The following is a 14,574-nucleotide window of genomic DNA, read 5'->3' on the forward strand; positions in this document are numbered from 1 at the left end:
CAGAAGGGACGGTGTAGGAGATGAAAAAACAAGCGATTGCCTATTTTCTTTTATTATTAATTGGTGCACAGTTACTTGTGCAGTTTGGATATATGAAAGCTGATGCAAAGGGGCCGACTGTTATTCCAAAAGAAGCTGTTCGATTACGGATTTTGGCAAATAGTGATTCGAAAGAAGATCAAGCACTAAAACGTAAAGTGCGCGATGAAGTAAAAGCGCAAATTGATGGCTGGGTAGCAGATTTAAAATCGTTTGAAGATGCACGTCGCGTTATCCAAAGTCACATCCCTGAAATTGAAAAGACGGTTGCGAAAACATTAAAACAAGAAGGAAGTAAAGAATCATTTCAAGTTACATTTGGAAAAAATATAAAGTTCCCTACAAAAGTATATGGGAATTTTATTTATCCCGCAGGGGAATATGAAGCGGTACTTATTTCAATCGGTAAAGGGGAAGGCGCAAATTGGTGGTGCGTGTTATTCCCGCCGATGTGTTTCCTAGACTTTTCTAGTGGAACAGCTGTCAAAAAGGAAGAGCATGTTGTAAAAGCGGAATCTGTGGAGGAAGAGGAACAACCGGTGACAACGCAGAAAGAAAAAGAAATTGTATCTGAAAATAAAGAAGTGGATGCAAGACAGGCAGCTAGAAAAGGAGTACCGAAAAAAGAGGTTACTCCGAAAGTGAAAACAACTGTGAAGGAGACAAAAGAAGAATTAAAACAAGAAGAAATAAAATCTGTGGAAAAAACGGAAGAGCCTGTGGAAAAGAAAGAAGAAAAATCAAATGAAACAGTACAAGTAGAAGAGGAAGAGGAACAACCGAAAGTAAAGTTATTTATTGTCGAAGCATTTAACTCTTTATTTTCTAGGTAAGTACTATTTGTGTATCCCTCCTCATATATAGAATTGAGGGGGGATACGTTGTGAAAAAGATCGGTTTTGCTACAGAAGCTGATATTGAAAGATTACATTCTTTTTTCGGACAAGCTAATAAAAAAGATGATAAAATAAATGAGTTATATGAGCAGTTTATGATGCTTGAAGATGACGGAGAAATAGAAGCTGTTATTGGTTATGAACAAGAAGGGGAGGATGTTCTCATTCGTTCTTGCTTGTTCACACCAAATGTGGATAACCAGACTTTCTTATACTTTTTTGAAATGTTTTTGCAGTATATGAAAGAGAAAAGTATTCACCAATTGTATTTACTCACAAATCATCCACAATCTGTGACGATATTTCAGTTTTTTCACTTTACCACTGTGGAAAAAGATAAAGTTCCAGAGGATATTCAGCAGCTAGAACATTTTTGTAAAAATATAAAACAGCAAAATGTAATAATACTAAATTGTCAGCTATTCACAAAGTTATCCACGGATTAATCAGGTTTATCCACATTTTGTGGATAAACCTTGTTTGTCTTTTGGGTAAATCTCATAGTAAACTACAAATAGATAAGTATTATATGGAAGAAAAGGACGTGGAAAAAAATGCATACAAATATGTGGGTTGTGGATAATGTTGTGGAAATAAAAAAATATTATCCACAACTACAAGAAGCAGCAAGATTATTAAGAGAAAATGAAGCGATTGCCTTTCCGACAGAAACGGTATACGGACTAGGGGCAAATGCGATGAATGATGAAGCGATTGCGAAAATTTTTGAAGCAAAAGGCAGACCAAGTGATAATCCACTAATTGTCCACATTGGTGCAAAATCACAGTTAGAAGGAATTGTTAGAGAGATTCCGCCCGTTGCGGAAGTATTGATGAAGCACTTTTGGCCAGGACCATTAACCATTATTTTGCCTAAAAAAGAGGGTATTTCTGAAAAGGTTACAGCAGGTTTAGATACAGTTGGAGTTAGAATGCCAGATCATCCAGTAGCACTTGCTCTTATTGAAGAAGCCGATGTACCCGTTGCCGCACCGAGCGCCAATCGTTCTGGGCGCCCGAGTCCGACTTTAGCATCTCACGTATATGAAGATTTAAATGGGAAAATTGCTGGTATTGTTGATGGTGGTGCAACAGGTGTTGGTGTTGAATCAACAGTAATAGATTGTACGAGTGAAGTGCCGACGATTTTACGTCCAGGTGGTATTACGAAGGAGCAGTTAGAAGAAGTAATTGGAACTGTTTCGTTAGATCCTGCGTTAAAGGACGAAAAAGAAAAACCGAAGTCGCCAGGGATGAAATATACACATTACGCACCGAAAGCTCCACTTCGTATCGTTGAAGGATCTCGTGATTTTATTCAACAACTTGTGGATAAGAAACAAAGTGAAGGTTATACAGTTGGTGTATTAACGACAGAAGAATATCAACATGTGTATAAAGCAGATAGCGTATTGTCTTGTGGTATGCGAAGTGATTTGGCAAGCGTTGCAACTAAATTATACGATGTACTTAGAACATTTGATGCAAGAAATGTAGATGTAATTTATAGTGAGTCGTTTCCAAATGAAGGAATCGGGAATGCGATTATGAACCGTTTAACGAAAGCGGCAGGACATCATATCATTATTGAAGAGTAGACGAGTATGTAGCGCGTCTTTCTATAGGAATACAAATTGAAAAACGGCATAAAACCTTTCTTTTTAGGTGGGAGAGAGCGTCCGACCGTGCATAGAAGCGGTCAGATCCTTTTTTAACCCCATGCCGAGTAAAAATAGAGAGAAAAAATAAGTGCGGATCACCTTTTGTTCTTCGTAGCCCGTAACTTGTATGTTAAACAATCAAAATGGAATTATATAGAACACTTTCATAGATTCTATTTCTCCTCGGATGAGCATATTGTGAAGTAGCACGTCCGAGGAGGGGCAAGAATGACGTTTGAACAGCTAGTACCTTTAATTATTATGGCATTTGCCTTAGGGATGGATGCTTTTTCTGTAAGCCTCGGCATGGGTATGGTGACATTAAGGATGCGGCAAATTTTTTATATTGGTGTGACAATAGGTGTATTTCATATTATTATGCCATTTCTAGGTATGGTCCTTGGACGCCTTTTATCAGAAAAATTTGGCCAAGTTGCTACTATTGCTGGAGCTATTTTATTAATCGGATTAGGATTTTATATTATGTATTCTTCTATTTTAGAAAGTGAAGAAACAAGGTCTACTCCTGTTGGGATTAGTTTATTAGTATTTGCATTTAGTGTAAGTATTGATAGCTTTTCGGTTGGGCTCAGCCTTGGGATCTACGGAGCGCAAATGGTTCTAACAATAGTGCTTTTTGGAGTAGTTAGTATGATATTAGCATGGAGTGGATTATTGATTGGCAGACATGCAAAGCGTATGCTTGGTACATATGGCGAAGTATTTGGTGGTATAATTCTTGTTGGTTTTGGAATATGCCTTCTTTTTCCACTATAATCTTGCTATCGTGTAAGGAAATGAAGGAGGAGAAATGTGGAAGCGTTACTGAAATGGTACATTCGGTTTTTAACATTTTTCCCAAAATGGTTACGCAGGCTCTTTGTTTGGGGTATTATTTTGCAAATTGTAGTACTTGGCTGGATTAAATTGATTCGTGAATGGTAAGTTAAGTTCCTTTCTGTACAAAATATAGTTCCTATTCATATTCGTTATAACAAATATAAATCATATATGTAGAAAGGATGATATGAATGACAAGAGTAAAGCAGCTTTGTGGCATTATTATTAGTTTCTTTGTCTTTTGGTTCAGTATGCTCGGTGTACAAATGTTTGCTGAGTTTTTAGATATAGATTCTTTAAAATTTATTGAGGGTAAAACAGAAGCGGCACGTATGTTTTATTCACCTTATCCATTCTTTATTGTATTTATCATTACACTTCTTTCATTATATTTCTTTGTTTTAAAACTTGGAAAGCCGAAGAAGGAGAAGGTGCCTACGTTAGAGGAGAAGCGAGAAGAAGTATAAGTTTCAGATAAAAGAGGAGAAAACCAATCATCTACTAACCAACTATTGTGATAGAAGTCGATGATCACCTTTTCCTTTTTTCTAGGATAAAAAAGACCAGCTTAAGTGATGTTTAAGCTGGTCTTTTGGCTTTTGAATTAATGATCTGTCTGAGAGGCAAGAATGGTCGGTGGCTTCACGTCTTCCTGCGAGGCAAAAAGCATCTCTCTGTCAGAAGCTCCATCCCCCTCGCATTCAGGGCGAGCCACTTGCGCTTTTAAAATATATCCAGTTCCGACGGCTAGAATCTTCGGCCATTTCACCCCCTCGATCGAAGCCAAAAGCGCTTCTCTGTCGGAAGCTCCAATGTCATGTGATTCTGAGCGAGCTGTCTCCGCTTTTAAATATATCCAGCTCCCCCTCCTAGGCCCTTGCGTCTAAGAACCTTCCCCACCAGAAGGTAAAGAGCACCTTCTGTGGGAAAGAACCTTAACCACCGGGCCTAAGCAGTCGGTTCCACTTTTAAATATATCCAGTTCCAGCGGCAAGCTCTTCGTGTCTAAGAACCTTCCGCCCAAAAGGCAAAGAGCGCCTTGTGTGCGAAAGAACCTTAGCCAGTCAGAGCTGAACGAGCCGTCTCCACTTTTAAATAGGCCTTACAAGTTCAAATTGTTCTCCTAATTTAGCATAGTTGTGTCCTGCTAGTCGGCTTACTGGCTTTAGTCCTTCTGCGTGAATTCGGCCGTTTTCATATAGGTGTTCTGCGACATGGAAACGAACGACGCGCCCGATTAGTAGGTCACATGCTGGGGAGTCTTCTGTTCCCCCTAGTGGGATGGCGCGTTCTAGTATGCATTCCATTCGAATATTTGCTTCTTTTACGCCAGGTACTGAGATGACATCACTTTCGATAGGAGTTAGTTTGGCTAATTCAATTTCACTTTGATTGGGAGGAAGGTTTGCAGCAGTTTCGTTAATCGCTCCCACGTAGGATTCGTCAGAAATATGTACAACAAATTCACCTTGTTCAATTGCATTTCGAGAGGTATCTTTATGTTCTCCTTCTTTTCGTTGCACTGAAACAGAGATGAGTGGAGGGTTGGCAGCAACAATATTAAAGTAGCTATAAGGAGCGCCGTTTAAAACCCCGTCTTTTGTAACAGAAGTTACGAATGCGACTGGGCGCGGAATAATACTTCCTGTTAATAATTTGTAATTATCTTTTTCTGTTTGTTCATTTGGATTGATCGACAACATATTTGTAATCTCCCTTCCTCGATATGAATACTTCTTTGTTTGTTTACAAGATAGTGGAGGGAAACTCCTGCTAAAAAAATATTTTTTTGACGTTTTTTGTAGAGGAATCCAAAAAGAAAAGGAGTAGATTTCAGTTTGAAATCTACTCCTATCATTAATAAATATATAAATCCACTTTGATTTTTCGACATATAAGTCGCTGCTATGAAGAACACAAGGTGACCTGCACTCGTTTTCTCTTTTTGTTTTAAACTTAGAGCATGGGGCAGGAAAAGGGTCTGACCGCTTCTATGCAAGGTCGGATGCTCTCTCCCACTTAAAAAGAAAGGTTTTATGTCATTTTTTAATTCGCACTTAAATATCTTGAAACTGAGATAGTTGATTAAAGTAAAACGTAAGCGCCAGGTCCGATTAAAGCAACGCCAACTGCAACTGCGATTAACATTAAGTTATATTCGAAACCATTTTGTGTTACCCAGTATCCATTTTTACCGTGAACTGTAAAGATTGCCACTAGCATTGTGCCAACGATAAATAATGCACCAACCCAAGTGAAGATACCTGCTGCAAATAAGAAACCGCCTAATAGCTCAGTTGTGCCAGCCATAAATGCCATGAATACGCCAGGACGTAAACCAATTGATTCCATCCAACCACCTGTTCCTTTTAGGCCATGCCCACCAAACCAACCAAATAATTTTTGAGTACCATGACCCATGAATGTAATCCCAATAATAAGACGAATAATAAGAAGACCGATGTCCATCATTTATAAAACCTCCAAAAAGTTATTTACTTATCTTATGTAAGTAATGATAAATCAGTAACTTACTTTAGTCAAGTAACTTTTGATAAAAATATGGAGGAAATTTTACAAATCGATAACAAAAAACAAAATGTTGTAAAGACCTCTAGACAAGTTAGGGGAAAAAAGAGAGAATATAAGAGAAGAAGTGAATTCCATCATTGTTATTCAGACAATCTGAATTGACTGGAATTTTACAAAGCGATACAATAAGATTCTATTGGTAAAAAAGCACTTCATTTCGAAAGCGTTTTTACAATATAATATTTGAAGTATGAAGTCTTACGTGTATCTCAATCTTTACTAGGGATTGCCCTATACATTTGCAAGCTAATTATAAGGAGGACTATCCTATGTTTAAAAAATTATTCGGTCTTGGTTCAAAAACAAATGAAGAAACAATCGTAGCTCCCTTAACTGGAGAAGTGAAAAATATTGAAGAAGTACCAGATCCAGTATTCGCTGGTCGTATGATGGGTAACGGTGTTGCAATCGTTCCAACTGAAGGTGTTGTTGTATCACCAGTAGATGGCGAAATCGTACAATTATTCCACACAAAACATGCTGTTGGAATTAAAGCGAAAAACGGTACAGAAATCTTAATCCACGTTGGTTTAGAAACTGTAAAAATGGAAGGCGAAGGTTTCGAAGCACATGTATCTGAAGGACAAGCTGTAAAGAAAGGCGACAAATTAATTTCTTTCGACTTAGAATTAATTCGCGAAAAAGCAAAAAGCACAATTACTCCAATCGTAATTACAAACACAGATGCAGCTGAATCTATTAACACAACTGTAGATGTATCAGCTACAAAAGGTGCAACTGAAGTAATGAAAGTTACAATGAAGTAATGATTTTTTGTAAGGAATCCATTTTATGTGAAATGGATTCCTTTTTTTATTTAATGATGAGATTTTTTTCATGTGATGCTTTAGTTGTGTATGATACTATATTGAAGGTACTTGGAACTAGGGCTTCACATATATGTGGATAAGGCGTATTTCTCTTAGGAAAAATAAAGGAGGAATACGCCTTTTTGCATGTTCACATTTCTTTTGTTCCATTGTAATGTACGTTATGATGAATATAGAGTATTCACCATAAGGAGTGATTTTAGATGAAGCGAGTGTTGTTTGTTTGCACTGGAAATACATGTCGTAGCCCGATGGCAGAGGCGTTGCTTCGTCACTATGGAGAAGGGGAAGTTGACGCGAAGTCTGCTGGTGTTTTTGCATCTCCTGGAAGTGATGCGTCTTTACATGCGAAAGAAGCATTAGCGGAGAAGGGGATTTCAATTATGCATACCTCACAGCAAGTAACGGAAGAAATACTTGAATGGGCGGATACTGTGTTGACGATGACAGAAAGTCATAAGCAGCTTGTACTTAGGTACCATCCAAGTGCAGAAGCGAAGTTGCATACATTATATGAATTTACAGAAGGTATCAGTAAAGATATTTCAGATCCATTTGGCGGTTCTTTGTCTATTTATCAAGCAACATTAATAGAGATGGAAAAACTTGTACAAACTTTACTGAAAAAACATTCAGAAAGTTAATGTTTCGTGTATAATACGATATTGGAGATGATCTTGCTAGGAATGAGCAAGTTTCGGGTTGATGTAACAATATATGAATGGTGAGAAAGAATTCCATTGATAAAAGTTGTACTAAAATTTTGGAGGGGTCAAAATGAAAGTAGTAGTAGCATCTGATCATGGTGGCATGAATATCCGTAAAGAAATCGTAAGTTTATTAGAAGAATTAAATATCGAATATGTTGATTTAGGATGTGAATGTGAAGAAGGATCTGTTGATTACCCTGATTTTGCATTTCCAGCAGCAAAAATGGTTGCAAACGGTGAAGTAGATCGTGGTATTTTAATTTGTGGAACAGGTATTGGTATGTCAATTGCAGCAAATAAAGTACACGGTATTCGCTGTGCATTAGTTCACGATACATTTAGTGCAAAAGCAACAAGAGAGCATAATGATAGCAACATGTTAGCGATGGGTGAGCGTGTAATCGGAGCTGGTTTAGCACGTGACATCGCACAAATTTGGTTAACAACTGCTTATGAAGGTGGACGTCACGAAAATCGTGTAGGGAAAATTAAAACATACGAAACGAAGTAATAGATTCTAACTTCTATCGGGACGTAATATAATTTGTTGAACCAACCTGTGAAAGGAAGAGGCGTAATGACGGAAATAGTAAAAGTGAAAGAGCAGCTACAAACATCGCTTTCTGATTTTCAAGAGCAAGCTTCACTGCAAAGCGGTCAAATTTTTGTAGTGGGCTGTAGCACGAGCGAAGTGCTAGGAGAGAGAATAGGGACATCTGGAACGATGGAAGTGGCAGAAGCGATTTTTTCTGAACTAAAACAATTTCAAAAGCAAACGGGTATAGAATTGGCATTTCAATGCTGTGAGCATTTAAATCGTGCTTTGGTGATAGAGAGAGAAGTAGCAATGAAATATCAATTTGAAATTGTAACCGTTACGCCTGTTAGATCAGCAGGTGGTGCACTAGCAACATATGCCTATCACAATCTGAAGGATCCTGTAGTGGTGGAATTTATTAGGGCAGATGCGGGTATGGATATTGGTGATACGTTCATTGGTATGCATCTTAAACATGTAGCAGTTCCAATTCGTACACGTATAAAGGAAATTGGAAACGCGCATGTTACGATGGCTAAAACACGTGCGAAACTTATTGGGGGAGCCCGTGCTGTCTATGCCGCAGTAGAAGAAACTATTACTTGTAGTTAAAAGCAGAGAAACCGAAAGTCCTACTGAACCTTTCTATTATATAAGAGGTACGGAGTCTGACTTTTTATATCATAAAAGAAAAGGCCAAACTTGGTCTTTTTTTTCTTTTATGATATAGAAAGTCATGTTAGAATGTAGTTGAAAACATGAAGGTTCGAAAGAATTACAACTTGAATTTTCGTTTTTTCTGAATAAATAGGAAAAAACTAATGGGAATTGGTGTAATTCGTTCAGAAAAGGGGGATTTTGGTGAATCATTTAAAACGTCAAGATGAAAAGGTATTTGCTGCAATTGAAGCAGAACTAGGAAGACAGCGTTCAAAAATTGAATTAATTGCTTCAGAAAACTTCGTAAGTGAAGCTGTAATGGAAGCGCAAGGTTCTGTTTTAACAAACAAGTATGCAGAAGGATATCCTGGTAAACGTTACTATGGTGGCTGTGAGCACGTAGACGTAGTAGAGGATATTGCACGTGATCGCGTAAAAGAAATTTTCGGTGCTGAACATGTGAATGTTCAACCGCATTCTGGCGCACAAGCGAACATGGCTGTATACTTCACGATTCTAGAGCATGGCGATACAGTACTTGGTATGAACTTATCCCACGGTGGTCATTTAACACACGGAAGCCCTGTTAACTTCAGTGGAGTACAATATAATTTCGTAGAATATGGTGTTGATGCTGACTCTCACCGTATCAATTATGATGATGTGTTAGCAAAAGCAAAAGAACATAAGCCAAAATTAATCGTTGCAGGTGCAAGTGCGTATCCTCGTGTGATCGATTTCAAGAAATTCCGTGAAATCGCAGATGAAGTAGGTGCATATTTAATGGTAGATATGGCTCATATTGCTGGTTTAGTTGCAGCGGGCTTACATCCAAATCCAGTGCCACATGCACATTTTGTTACAACAACAACACATAAAACATTACGTGGCCCACGCGGCGGTATGATTCTATGTGAAGAGAAATTTGCGAAGCAAATTGATAAATCGATTTTCCCTGGTATTCAAGGTGGACCACTTATGCATGTAATTGCTGCGAAAGCTGTTGCGTTTGGTGAAGCACTACAAGAGGATTTTAAAATATATGCACAAAATATCATTAACAATGCAAACCGCTTAGCAGAAGGTCTTCAAAAAGAAGGACTTACACTTGTTTCTGGTGGAACAGACAATCATCTTATCTTAATTGATGTTCGTAACCAAGATATTACAGGTAAAGTGGCAGAGCACGTGCTAGATGAAGTTGGTATTACAGTGAACAAGAACACAATTCCATTTGAAACAGCAAGCCCATTCGTAACAAGTGGTGTACGTATTGGTACAGCGGCGGTAACATCTCGTGGCTTCGGTCTAGAAGAAATGGATGAAATTGCAGCAATCATTGCTCACACGTTAAAAAATCATGATAATGAAACTGCACTAGAAGAAGCAAGTAAACGTGTAGAAGCATTAACGAACAAATTCCCAATGTATACAGATCTATAATAAGAATGAATGAAGACTGCCGAAACGTATATGGTTTCAGCAGTCTTTTTTTGTTTCTAAAAATAAACTCTTGTTATATAGTTTTTTGAAATATTATTTACGTAGCAAATAGAGGGGCATTATTGTAGGTAACTTTCAGTTTTCAATTAACCAAGAGGGATTAAATTAAGATAGGACATATATAGCACTGTAAGTATGTATACAAACGATGAATAAATTTTGGATAAATAATGAAGGATATGACTTCCATAATTGGTAAGGATATTAGGTAGGTTCTTGATGAATTTAGCATTTTTCCAAATTTGTCCTTGAATATTAGTAGCGTTTTCTTTACAATCGTAAATAGTGCAAAAAGGCGTGTGCGCACGCATGAATATCATCTGAAGGAGAGATTCACATGGGAAAACTGTATGTATTTGATCACCCGTTAATTCAACATAAGATTACATATATTCGCGATAAAAATACAGGTACAAAAGAATTTCGTGAATTAGTGGATGAAGTAGCAAGCTTAATGGCATTTGAAATTACGCGCGATCTTCCACTTGAAGAAATTGAAATTGAAACACCTGTGAGCAAAGCGAAAACAAAAGTGATCGCTGGTAAAAAGCTTGGTTTAATTCCAATTTTACGTGCAGGCTTAGGAATGGTAGACGGAATCCTGAAATTAATTCCAGCAGCAAAAGTAGGACACGTGGGCTTATACCGTGACCCGAAAACATTGCAACCTGTAGAATACTATGTGAAACTTCCAACGGATGTAGAAGAACGTGACTTTATCGTACTTGATCCGATGTTAGCAACAGGCGGTTCTGCAGCTGAAGCGATTAACTCTCTGAAAAAGCGCGGTGCGAAACACATTAAATTAATGTGTATTGTAGCTGCTCCAGAAGGAGTAAAAGTTGTACAAGAAGAACATCCTGATGTTGATATTTATGTAGCGGCATTAGATGAAAAGTTAAATGACCATGGTTATGTTGTTCCAGGTCTTGGCGATGCTGGTGACCGTTTATTTGGAACGAAGTAAGACAACAGACGAGAGGGGATTCCCTGCTCGTCTTTTTTGTATAAATATTGCTAGTGGGGGAGGGGAAGGTGAATGTATACACATATGGAATTTTTTGTATATACAACATAACTTGCATATACACCACATATACTATAGAAGTCTAACTTCTAATGAGCGCCATATTATAGAAGGAAAACGTTATATCGTAAAAATATAATGGTGACAAACTTGTGAACTTTTTCTTCTATTATAAGGAGAAAACTTCTAGAAATTACATATCTTCCACCAGTATTTTGAAGGGGAACGTTTTCATTTTTGGTAAGAAATGACTAATACTCAAATTTTTTGATTTTTTACGATTTCTCGTTGACACTGTTAATACCCTATTGTATGCTAACAACGGGGATAGATGGTAGGGCTTTCAGTGACAAATATACATCTATTTTGTGACGAAAAAGTAAACTTTTTATTTTGTATAGGATTTATGCAAAAAAATGAGTTATTATTAACACATCGTGAATGAGGTTACATAATTGGAGGGATGAATCCTTGCAAAAAGACGATCGCAACCCATTGAAAGCATATGCTTTAATGACAGGAATTCTTGCTCAGTTAGTCGGTTCCATTCTTATTGGAATTTTCGGTGGGCAATGGATAGATGGTAAGGTTGGAACGTTTCCATTGTTTCTTATTATAGGCTTACTGCTTGGATTAGGAACAGGAGTTTACGCAATGATTCGACTCATTCGACATTATTATTCGGGAGAGCAATGATGATAGACGTACATGGACTTGTCCAAAGACAAAAGAAATATATGTACTACTTGCTTGCGCTTTTTGTACTAGGATGGGGCTTTACCTCTTACAAGGATGTATTTCTAGGGCTGATTATCGGAACGATTTTCAGTTTTCTTAGTTTGCGCATCATTGCACGTAGAACAGACAAGCTATTAGATCGCGTTACAAATGGAGAAAACGTGAAATTTAAAGCGACGGCTGTAAGTACATATTCGAGATTTGCTACGATTGGGTTATTAATTTTATTTGCAGCAAAATATCAGCATTTAATTGCGATGTGGAGCTTAGGTGTAGGATTGCTGACAGGGTATCTTGTCATGATCATAGATTTTCTTTATTTAGAGTATAAGAGCAGGGAAGAGAGGTGAATTACTAGTGGAACACGGTAAATTAGTTGAATTTCTAGGTTTAACGTTCGATTTGTCCGCTGTCCTTATGGTTACTGTCGCAGCACTCATTGTTTTCTTAATCGCTGTTATTGGAACTCGAAGCTTAGCTCTTCGTCCAACAGGAATGCAAAACTTCCTTGAATGGATGTTAGACTTCGTAAAAGGGATTATTAACAGTACGATGGACTGGAAAACAGGCGGACGCTTTTTAACACTTGGCGTTACGCTGATGATGTTTATTTTCGTATCAAACATGCTCGGCTTACCATTTATGTTTTCAACAACTGAGGCTGGTGAACACATTGCATGGTGGAGATCGCCAACGTCTGACCCAGCAGTTGCATTAACATTAGCCGTGATGGTAGTTACCCTCACCCATTATTATGGAATTAAGATGAAGGGTACAAAAGAATATTTAAAAGGTTATTTCCAACCTATGAAGTTCTTATTTCCTTTAAAGATTATTGAGGAATTTGCTAACACATTAACGTTAGGTCTTCGTCTATTCGGTAACATCTATGCTGGTGAGATTTTATTAACGTTACTTGCTCAGTTAGGTGCGAGTGGTGCATTTGGAGCGTTAGGTGCTGTCGTGCCGATGTTAGCGTGGATGGGATTCAGTGTGTTCGTTGGTTCAATCCAAGCGTTTATCTTTACAATGTTAACGATGGTTTATATGGCTCATAAAGTAAGTCATGACCATTAATATACTTTAATAAGTAAGTAAAAAATCTATTTTTTTATAATACAAAGGAGGACAAATTAAATGAGTTTAGGTGTAATCGCAGCTGCAATTGCAATTGGTTTATCAGCATTAGGTGCAGGTATTGGTAACGGTCTTATCGTATCACGTACAATCGAAGGTGTTGCTCGTCAACCAGAATTAAAAGGCGCACTTCAAACAATTATGTTCATCGGGGTTGCTTTAGTTGAGGCACTTCCAATCATCGGTGTAGTTATTGCATTCATCGTAATGAACAAATAAGGGATACTCCCCTTACATAGATGGCGAAGAGTGTTTTTTGAACTTTCTTCGCCATTGCTTTATGAACGAAACGTATGTCTTTTTTTTTCATATAGTAAATTTAGATATCTCGAAGGGAGTGAATCCTTGTGCCAACTTTAATCTTAGGAGCTGCCATTCCATTTGGAACGATCGCTTATACATTGTTCGTTTTCCTAATTTTATTAGTAATGCTTCGTAAATTTGCTTGGGGTCCTTTGATGGGAATTATGAAGGAACGTGAAGAGCATGTTTCTAACGAAATTGACGCTGCAGAAAAGAACAATGCTGAGGCGAAAAAATTAGTAGAAGAACAACGTGAAATGTTAAAACAATCACGTGTTGAAGCACAAGAGTTAATTGAAAGAGCGAAAAAACAAGCTGTAGATCAAAAGGATAGTATTGTTGCTGCTGCGAAAGAAGAAGCAGAATCTATTAAAGCATCTGCTGTACAAGAAATTCAACGCGAAAAAGAGCAAGCAATTGCTGCTCTGCAAGAACAAGTTGCTTCTTTATCTGTTCAAATTGCTTCTAAAGTAATTGAAAAAGAATTAAAAGAAGAAGACCAAGTGAAATTAATTCGCGATTATATTAAAGAAGTAGGAGAAGCGCGATGAGCAATGAGATTGTAGCAAAACGTTATGCTGTCGCTCTTTTTAAAATTGCAAAAGAAAAACACGTATTAGAAATGTTTGAAGAGGAATTACGCCTTGTACAAAACGTTTTTGTAAAGAACGGAGAACTACATAGCTTTTTAACACAACCGAACATTTCAAAGGAACAGAAAAAAACATTTCTTTCTAACGTGTTCGCTTCTGTTTCTGAATCAATTCTAAATACGTTATATATTTTAATTGATAACAAACGTATTGAAATCCTACCTGAAATTGCAAATGAATATGTTGTTCTTGCTAATGAAGAACGTAACGTAGCCGATGCGACTGTATACTCAATTCGTCTTTTATCTGAAGATGAAAAGCTTAGCGTTGCAGAAGCATTTGCAAAGAGAACAGGAAAAGATGCAATCCGCATCAAAAATGTTGTAGATGAAGATTTACTAGGCGGCATTAAAGTACGTATTGGAAATCGCATTTATGATGGTAGTTTACAAGGAAAGTTAGCACGTATTCAGCGTGAACTTATGAAGAATAGATAGGGGTGAAGCA

The 14,574-nt window shown here is 37.5% G+C and carries 21 protein-coding genes; 19 read left to right on the forward strand and 2 right to left on the reverse strand.

What is annotated here, in order from left to right; genetic code table 11:
* The first annotated feature begins 20 nt into the window (after positions 1–20).
* From spoIIR to AZF08_RS12100, 6 genes are all read left to right on the forward strand, one after another.
* Positions 21–872 (forward strand): stage II sporulation protein R, encoded by an 852-nt coding sequence (gene spoIIR, locus AZF08_RS12080; RefSeq protein ID WP_033673360.1) that lies wholly within the window; start codon positions 21–23, stop codon positions 870–872.
* 50 nt (positions 873–922) lie between these two features.
* On the forward strand, positions 923–1,381 hold the full coding sequence (locus AZF08_RS12085; protein WP_033673359.1) for a GNAT family N-acetyltransferase: 459 nt from the start codon (positions 923–925) through the stop codon (positions 1,379–1,381).
* 108 nt (positions 1,382–1,489) lie between these two features.
* Positions 1,490–2,533: an L-threonylcarbamoyladenylate synthase gene (locus tag AZF08_RS12090; RefSeq protein WP_033673357.1), complete on the forward strand. Its 1,044-nt coding sequence runs from the start codon at positions 1,490–1,492 to the stop codon at positions 2,531–2,533.
* A 291-nt stretch (positions 2,534–2,824) separates the two neighbouring features.
* Positions 2,825–3,373 carry a manganese efflux pump MntP gene (locus AZF08_RS12095; protein WP_033673356.1) on the forward strand — a complete coding sequence of 183 codons (549 nt, stop codon included), beginning with the start codon at positions 2,825–2,827 and terminating at the stop codon, positions 3,371–3,373.
* 36 nt (positions 3,374–3,409) lie between these two features.
* Positions 3,410–3,541 (forward strand): hypothetical protein, encoded by a 132-nt coding sequence (locus AZF08_RS31770; protein ID WP_265182890.1) that lies wholly within the window; start codon positions 3,410–3,412, stop codon positions 3,539–3,541.
* Between the two features lie 86 nt (positions 3,542–3,627).
* A complete protein-coding gene (locus AZF08_RS12100) occupies positions 3,628–3,903 on the forward strand; it encodes a DUF3935 domain-containing protein (RefSeq protein ID WP_033673354.1) in 276 nt (91 codons plus the stop codon).
* A 624-nt stretch (positions 3,904–4,527) separates the two neighbouring features.
* Here AZF08_RS12100 and AZF08_RS12110 read toward each other — a convergent pair.
* Both AZF08_RS12110 and AZF08_RS12120 read right to left on the reverse strand, forming a co-directional pair.
* On the reverse strand, positions 4,528–5,139 hold the full coding sequence (locus AZF08_RS12110) for a flavin reductase family protein (protein ID WP_033673352.1): 612 nt from the start codon (positions 5,137–5,139) through the stop codon (positions 4,528–4,530).
* A gap of 382 nt (positions 5,140–5,521) precedes the next feature.
* The gene (locus AZF08_RS12120) at positions 5,522–5,908 is read right to left on the reverse strand and encodes a DoxX family protein (protein ID WP_033673349.1); all 387 of its coding nucleotides are present in this window, start codon (positions 5,906–5,908) and stop codon (positions 5,522–5,524) included.
* A 389-nt stretch (positions 5,909–6,297) separates the two neighbouring features.
* Between AZF08_RS12120 and AZF08_RS12125 the strand changes: the two genes are divergently transcribed.
* The 13 genes from AZF08_RS12125 to AZF08_RS12180 all read left to right on the forward strand — a co-directional run bounded on the left by AZF08_RS12125 (position 6,298) and on the right by AZF08_RS12180 (position 14,564).
* A complete protein-coding gene (locus AZF08_RS12125) occupies positions 6,298–6,795 on the forward strand; it encodes a PTS sugar transporter subunit IIA (RefSeq protein WP_033673348.1) in 498 nt (165 codons plus the stop codon).
* Positions 6,796–7,061: 266 nt separating this feature from the next.
* Positions 7,062–7,502 (forward strand): low molecular weight protein arginine phosphatase, encoded by a 441-nt coding sequence (locus tag AZF08_RS12130; protein WP_033673347.1) that lies wholly within the window; start codon positions 7,062–7,064, stop codon positions 7,500–7,502.
* 133 nt (positions 7,503–7,635) lie between these two features.
* On the forward strand, positions 7,636–8,079 hold the full coding sequence (rpiB, locus tag AZF08_RS12135; RefSeq protein ID WP_033673346.1) for a ribose 5-phosphate isomerase B: 444 nt from the start codon (positions 7,636–7,638) through the stop codon (positions 8,077–8,079).
* A gap of 66 nt (positions 8,080–8,145) precedes the next feature.
* The gene (locus AZF08_RS12140; RefSeq protein WP_033673345.1) at positions 8,146–8,718 is read left to right on the forward strand and encodes a TIGR01440 family protein; all 573 of its coding nucleotides are present in this window, start codon (positions 8,146–8,148) and stop codon (positions 8,716–8,718) included.
* 249 nt (positions 8,719–8,967) lie between these two features.
* Positions 8,968–10,209, forward strand: a complete 1,242-nt coding sequence (gene glyA, locus AZF08_RS12145) for a serine hydroxymethyltransferase (RefSeq protein WP_033673344.1) — start codon at positions 8,968–8,970, stop codon at positions 10,207–10,209.
* Between the two features lie 397 nt (positions 10,210–10,606).
* The gene (upp, locus tag AZF08_RS12150) at positions 10,607–11,236 is read left to right on the forward strand and encodes a uracil phosphoribosyltransferase (RefSeq protein WP_033673343.1); all 630 of its coding nucleotides are present in this window, start codon (positions 10,607–10,609) and stop codon (positions 11,234–11,236) included.
* A gap of 391 nt (positions 11,237–11,627) precedes the next feature.
* Positions 11,628–11,741: a DUF4024 domain-containing protein gene (locus tag AZF08_RS28620; protein WP_082246008.1), complete on the forward strand. Its 114-nt coding sequence runs from the start codon at positions 11,628–11,630 to the stop codon at positions 11,739–11,741.
* A gap of 26 nt (positions 11,742–11,767) precedes the next feature.
* On the forward strand, positions 11,768–11,992 hold the full coding sequence (locus AZF08_RS12155; protein WP_033673342.1) for an AtpZ/AtpI family protein: 225 nt from the start codon (positions 11,768–11,770) through the stop codon (positions 11,990–11,992).
* Positions 11,992–12,384: an ATP synthase subunit I gene (locus AZF08_RS12160; protein WP_033673341.1), complete on the forward strand. Its 393-nt coding sequence runs from the start codon at positions 11,992–11,994 to the stop codon at positions 12,382–12,384. The genes AZF08_RS12155 and AZF08_RS12160 overlap by 1 nt, the downstream gene beginning before the upstream one ends.
* 7 nt (positions 12,385–12,391) lie before the next feature.
* Positions 12,392–13,111 carry a F0F1 ATP synthase subunit A gene (atpB, locus tag AZF08_RS12165; RefSeq protein WP_033673340.1) on the forward strand — a complete coding sequence of 240 codons (720 nt, stop codon included), beginning with the start codon at positions 12,392–12,394 and terminating at the stop codon, positions 13,109–13,111.
* 60 nt (positions 13,112–13,171) lie between these two features.
* The gene (atpE, locus tag AZF08_RS12170; protein WP_000052064.1) at positions 13,172–13,390 is read left to right on the forward strand and encodes a F0F1 ATP synthase subunit C; all 219 of its coding nucleotides are present in this window, start codon (positions 13,172–13,174) and stop codon (positions 13,388–13,390) included.
* A 128-nt stretch (positions 13,391–13,518) separates the two neighbouring features.
* The gene (gene atpF / locus AZF08_RS12175) at positions 13,519–14,025 is read left to right on the forward strand and encodes a F0F1 ATP synthase subunit B (protein WP_033673339.1); all 507 of its coding nucleotides are present in this window, start codon (positions 13,519–13,521) and stop codon (positions 14,023–14,025) included.
* Positions 14,022–14,564, forward strand: coding sequence for a F0F1 ATP synthase subunit delta (locus AZF08_RS12180; protein WP_033673337.1), 543 nt, complete (start codon positions 14,022–14,024; stop codon positions 14,562–14,564). The genes atpF and AZF08_RS12180 overlap by 4 nt, the downstream gene beginning before the upstream one ends.
* The last annotated feature ends 10 nt before the right edge of the window (positions 14,565–14,574 follow it).

Origin of the sequence: Bacillus gaemokensis (genome assembly GCF_001590835.1) — a bacterium.
In the GTDB taxonomy this organism is placed as follows: Bacteria; Bacillota; Bacilli; order Bacillales; family Bacillaceae_G; genus Bacillus_A; species Bacillus_A gaemokensis.